The organism is Desulfurella sp., assembly GCF_023256235.1.
Taxonomy (GTDB): Bacteria; Campylobacterota_A; Desulfurellia; order Desulfurellales; family Desulfurellaceae; genus Desulfurella.
The window spans coordinates 15,468-21,575 of record NZ_JAGDWY010000009.1; the positions used below are offsets into that span (position 1 = coordinate 15,468).

The 6,108-nt window shown below is 33.3% G+C and carries 4 protein-coding genes; all 4 read right to left on the reverse strand.

All coding sequences use genetic code 11. From position 1 onward, the window contains the following. Positions 1-981: citramalate synthase (gene cimA, locus Q0C22_RS00980; protein WP_291490223.1), on the reverse strand; the 981-nt coding region annotated here is incomplete at its 3' end. Positions 982-1,003: 22 nt separating this feature from the next. Further along, a complete protein-coding gene (locus tag Q0C22_RS00985) occupies positions 1,004-2,224 on the reverse strand; it encodes an aspartate kinase (RefSeq protein ID WP_291490224.1) in 1,221 nt (406 codons plus the stop codon). Positions 2,225-2,236: 12 nt separating this feature from the next. Further along, positions 2,237-4,345: a DNA translocase FtsK 4TM domain-containing protein gene (locus Q0C22_RS00990; protein ID WP_291490225.1), complete on the reverse strand. Its 2,109-nt coding sequence runs from the start codon at positions 4,343-4,345 to the stop codon at positions 2,237-2,239. 2 nt (positions 4,346-4,347) lie between these two features. Then, positions 4,348-5,994, reverse strand: coding sequence for a ribonuclease J (locus Q0C22_RS00995; protein WP_291490226.1), 1,647 nt, complete (start codon positions 5,992-5,994; stop codon positions 4,348-4,350). Positions 5,995-6,108: the final 114 nt, after the last annotated feature.

A 6,108-nucleotide genomic window follows, 5' to 3' on the forward strand; every position in this document is an offset into this window, starting at 1 on the left:
CTGTGAGTTACCCACAAGCTCTGGCACAATATGCTCATAGGTTTTGGGGTTTTTAAGTATTGCGCTTACATGAACACCGCCTTTGTGAGCAAATGCGCTTTCACCTACAAATGGCAAATGTTTATTGTGTGGCAAATTAAGTATTTCATCAATTTTTTTAGATACGCTTGTTAGCTTTTTCAAATTTTCGTCGCTTATGCAATCAATACCCATCTTTAGTTTTAAATTAGGAATGATGGAACATAAATTAGCATTCCCACAACGTTCACCATAACCATTAATTGTACCTTGAACGTGAACTATGCCATGCTTTACAGCTAAAATACTATTTGCAACACCAAGCTCGGAATCATTGTGCTGATGTATGCCAAGCGGGACATTCGGAAATCTGGCTTTAACATTCTCTATGATATCTTCAAGTTCCCATGACAATGTGCCACCATTAGTATCTGCTAGCACAATTACATCAGCTCCGCCTTCAATAGCTGATTGAAGCGTTTTTAGGGCGTACTCTGGATTGTGTTTAAAACCATCAAAAAAATGCTCTGCATCGTAAATAAACTCATCACAATGTTTTTTTAAATACTGAACAGAATCGTAGATTATTTCTAAGTTTTCATCCAATGTTATTTTTAAGGCTTCTTTAACATGCAAATCCCAGCTTTTGCCAAAAATTGTTATAACCGGTGTTTGACTTTCTACTAACTGTATAATATTTGGATCTTCTTCTACTTTAAGTTTGGCTCTTCTTGTAGAGCCAAATGATGAAATTTTAGCATGTTTTAAACGTAAGCTTTTTACCTGCCTAAAGTAATCCTCATCTTTTGGGTTAGAACCAGGCCATCCACCTTCAATATAGTGCACACCCAAATCATCCAGTATCTCTGTTATTGTAAGCTTATCTTCTACAAGCAAACTTACATCTTCTGACTGTGTCCCATCCCTTAGCGTTGTATCAAATATTTTAACTTGATCGTGCATACCCCCTCCAAATCTTATTTGATTATTCTTTGTCTAACCCAAAAGCGCTATGCAAAGCCCTTACTGCTAACTCTAAATACTTTTCTTCTATTATACATGAAACCTTTATTTCAGATGTTGTAATCATTAAGATATTTATACCTTCTTTTGCCAATGTATCAAACATTTTTGCAGCAACACCAGGATGAGATCTCATACCTACGCCTACTATGGATACTTTAGAGATATCTTTTCTAATCTCAATATCGCTTGCGCCAATCTCTTTAATGATAGGCTTTAAAACATCAACAGCTTTCTCTGCTTCATTTCTTGCAACTGTAAATGAAATATCGGTAAAACCAGCTTCACTTGCGTTTTGTACAATTACATCAACATTGATATTTTTTTCTGCAATAGCTCCAAATATTCTTGCAGATATACCTGGTTTATCTGGTACCTTGGTAATAGTAATTCTTGCTTGGTTTTTGTCATGAGCAATCCCTGATACTAATACTTTTTCCATATTTTCATCCTCCCATGTTACTAATGTGCCTGGATTATATGTATAACTTGATATAACCATAATTGGTACATTGTACTTCATCCCAAATTCAACTGACCTAATCTGCAAAACTTTAGCACCTAAACTCGCAAGCTCCATCATTTCTTCGTATGTTATCCTGTCTAATTTTCTTGCTTTTTCTACAATCCTTGGGTCTGCAGTATATACACCATCAACATCCGTATAAATTTCACAAACATCAGCTTTTATTGCAGCAGCAATAGCAACGGCTGTTGTATCAGAACCACCCCTACCAAGTGTCGTAACATCATCTGTATCTTCAGATATACCCTGAAATCCTGCCACTATAACAACATAATCATCATCAAGCATTTTTAAAATCTTTTTTGCATCAATACTTTTTATACGTGCTTTTGTATGAGCTGAGTCTGTTATTATACCACACTGCCTACCGGTTAAAGCAACCGCCTTCACGCCAATTTCATTTAAATGTATCGCTACAAGCGCGCTTGATATGCGCTCACCACTTGAAAGCAACAAATCCATTTCACGTTCTTTTGGATTTTTTGCTAAAGCGTTTGCCATTTCGATAAGCTTGTCTGTTTCTCCAGCCATAGCAGAAATGGTAACAACAAGCTTATTGCCTTTTTCTTTCGTTTCTTTAATGTGCTTGCAGACATTTTTGATTTTTTCTAATGTTCCAACAGAAGTACCACCGTATTTTTGAACTATAAGGCCCATTTAAACCCCCTTTTATATTAATAATTCCCTTTTGCCTTTGTCGTCTGGTTTTGACAATATTCCCATTTTCTCCATTTGTTCTACGATACGAGCAGATCTATTGTAGCCAATTTTTAGCCTTCTTTGAATGTAGGAAATTGTAGGTGAACCACCCTCTTTTATGATTTTTAATGCTTCGTCAAAAAGTTCATCTTTTTCTTCAACAATCTCTTCTTCTATACCGCTTTCTTCTTTAGCCTCGTTCATCAGTTCTTCATTATAAACTGGTGTTCCTTGAGATTTTACATAATCAATAATAGACTTTAGTTCATCATCTGCGATATACGCACCGTGGACACGCACAAAATGTGATGTACCAGGTTGCAAAAATAACATATCTCCCCTTCCAAGTAACATTTCAGCACCTTGCGAGTCTAAAATAGTTCTAGAGTCTATCTTTGAGGATACTTTAAAGGATATTCGTGCACTGAAATTTGCCTTAATTAAACCGGTCAATACATCAACGCTTGGTCTTTGCGTTGCAACAATCAAATGAATACCGGCAGCTCGAGCCATTTGGGCAAGTCTTGCAATTGATAACTCTACTTTTTTAGATGACACCATCATCAAATCAGATAATTCATCTATAACAACAACAATATATGCAAATGGAGAATAATCAATTTGACCATTTCTTGCTTTTTCGTTAAAACCATCTATGTTTCTAACGCCTGATTCACTCATAATTTTGTATCTTGTCTCCATTTCTTTAACCAAGGCTGCCAGAGCACCGCTTGCCTGTTTTGGATCTACAACAGGCGGCATCAATAGATGAGGTATGCCATCATACATTGAAAGCTCAATCATTTTTGGATCAATAAGAACAAATTTTACTTCTTCTGGCGTTGACTTATAAAGTATACTAACTATCATCGTATTTAAACCAACACTCTTACCTGCCCCGGTTGCTCCGGCAATCAGTAAATGGGGCATTTTAGCTAAATCCGCTACAAAAGGATTCCCCATTATATCCTTACCTAAAGCTAATGTCAATGGAGATTTTGAGTTAATAAATAATTTTGACGATAAAATCTCCTTCATAAACACTGTTTGAATTTGTCTATTTGGTATTTCTATGCCCACAACATTTTTACCAGGAATAGGTGCAATAATTCTCACAGCAATAGCTTTCATAGCCATTGCTAAATCATTGGATAAATTTGCAATCTTGCTTATTTTAATGCCAGATGATGGCTTAAACTCGTACAATGTAACAACAGGACCGGGCCTTACTTCTACAGTTTTACCAGTAACGCCAAAATTTCTTAATTTTTCTTCAAGAATCTTTACATTTTCTAAAATTTCATTTTCTTCAACTTCTTTGTTTATATGCACAGGATCATTTAATAAATCAAGGCTTGGTAACACGTAGCCATTTTTTGCTTTTGTTTGAAATTTTTCTACAGGATCATCCTTTATTATATTACGTTTTATATTAATACCAGAATTTTTTTCTTTTACTTCAACAATCTCTTCTTTTACAGAAGGTGTTTGAGTTTTTAAAGTTATATTTTCTTCTTTTACTGACTTTTGTTTTTCATTAATTTTTGGTTTTAAGTCAATTTTTTTTTTGAATTTAATCTTTTTTAGCTGGCTAACAATAAGAATAAACATTTCTTTTGTGGAAAACAATAAACATAATGCGGCAATTGGCGAAAATATTACCATTATGCCTATCCTACCAAGATAAAACTCTAAATATTTTCCTATATAATACCCACTTAAACCATATATAAAATAACCATTTTGAGTCAAAAATACCCTGTTTTGATCTCCAAATAACACAAACATCATAATATTTATTGATATGACAAACAAAAATACAAAAATTATGCTTCTTATAAACTTTATTGGCTTAATTAAATACGCAAAAACGCTTCCAAACAGTAAAACAGGTATTGCATACGAAAGTATCCCAAAATTTGTAAACAAAAAATTAGAAACATCAGCGCCCACATATCCGATTAAATTATGTATCTGTGTATGAGGATAAAACATATCGTGAAAATCATAAGAAATTACTGCTAAAAAAATTATAAGTAAAATAAATATATATATGGCCAAAAAAGTTTGTTTATTCAAAATCAAACCTCCATTATAATAGGTAATACCATAGGATTTCTCATAAGCTTTTTATATAAAAATTTGTTTAGAGCTTTTCTTATTTTTTTCTTTAATTCCAAAGAATCCATTCTAACATTTAAGTCACATTGATTTACTAAATTTTTAACCATACTTGTTGCTTCATTAATGAGCTTTTTGGAACGTTCTTCATAAGTTAAACCTTTTGTTATAATATCTGGACCACTTATAAGCTCACCGCTTGAGCTATCAAAAGCCAAAATAACTATAACAAACCCATCAGTTGATAGCTGCATCCTATCTCTTATTACTACATCTTCTACATCGCCAACACCTTTTCCATCAACAAAGACTCTGCCTGCCGGTACTTTTTTTGTAGCCTTCACATTATTGTTTAACTCAAACACATCACCATTGTCAAGCATAAATATATTTTCTTTATTAATACCAACATCTATTGCAATGTCTCTGTGAGCCATACGCATCATATATTCACCATGTATTGGTATAAAATATTTAGGCTTTACAACACCCAGTAGAATTTTTAACTCATCTTTTGAAGCATGACCTGAAACATGTACTTGGCTGTTTCTATCATGGTAAATTGTTGCACCTTCTTTTAATAGCGTATTTATAATTCTATATACTGCCTTTTCATTGCCAGGGATTGGTTTTGCCGATATGATGAATGTATCTGTAGGCTTTACTTTTATTTTTTGATGTTCTTTAGATGCAATTCTTGATAATCCACTCATAGGTTCACCTTGAGAACCTGTTGTAACAATAATAAGTTTGTCATCCGGGTAATCTGATAATTGCGATTCTTCAATAATACAGTTTTTAGGATCTTTTAAAAAACCTAATTCCTTAGATATGCTTGTGTTTCTGACCATACTTTTGCCCATTATACATACTTTTTTATCAGTTAAAGAAGCAACATCAATTATCTGTTGTACTCTATGTATGTTTGATGCAAATGTAACGACTAAAACTCTGCCTTTTACTTCTTTAAATATATTATAAAATGCTTCGCCAACTTTTTTTTCAGACTTTGTAAAACCTTCATTTAAAGCATTGGTGCTATCACTTAACAGCAACTTCACGCCTTTTTCTCCATAATATGCAAGGCGAGCCAGATCAATAGGCTTTCCATCCACTGGCGTTTGATCAATTTTAAAATCACCAGTATGCAAAATTATACCTGCTGAAGTTTCAATAGCAAAACCTACACCACCTATTATTGAGTGCGTCATAAGAATAGGCTCAATTTTAAAATTTCCAATTTTATAAATTTTTTTTGTTTCAATCTCAACTAGATCAACATCATTAATTTTAAACTCGTCAAGTTTTTTCTTCAAAATTCCCAATGTAAATTTTGTTCCATACACAGGGAGCCTTATCTTTTCAAGTAAATACGGCACAGCACCTACATGGTCTTCGTGGGCATGAGTTAAAAACAGAGCTTTAAATCTAGCAGCATTATCATAAACATAAGTAAAATCTGGTATAACCAGATCTACACCAAGCATATCCTCTTCAGGAAACATCAGTCCCGCATCAATTAAAATAGCATTTGACTTGTCTTCTATTACAGTACAGTTTAGTCCAATCTCAGATAAACCTCCAAGCGGTATAACATTTATACCCATCTTTTCTCCTTTAAATATTTAAAAAAATTATATATTTCATGAATGTCAAGCTGTCTTGGTCTTGCATTCAAGATTAAATTTTCATTTGTATTTAATTTAATAAATTTCCTAATA

Excerpts from the sequence above, each read along its gene's own strand:
- Q0C22_RS00985 (WP_291490224.1), bottom strand. The coding sequence starts at position 2,224 with ATGGGCCTTATAGTTCAAAAATACGGTGGTACTTCTGTTGGAACATTA.
- Q0C22_RS00995 (WP_291490226.1), bottom strand. The coding sequence starts at position 5,994 with ATGGGTATAAATGTTATACCGCTTGGAGGTTTATCTGAGATTGGACTA.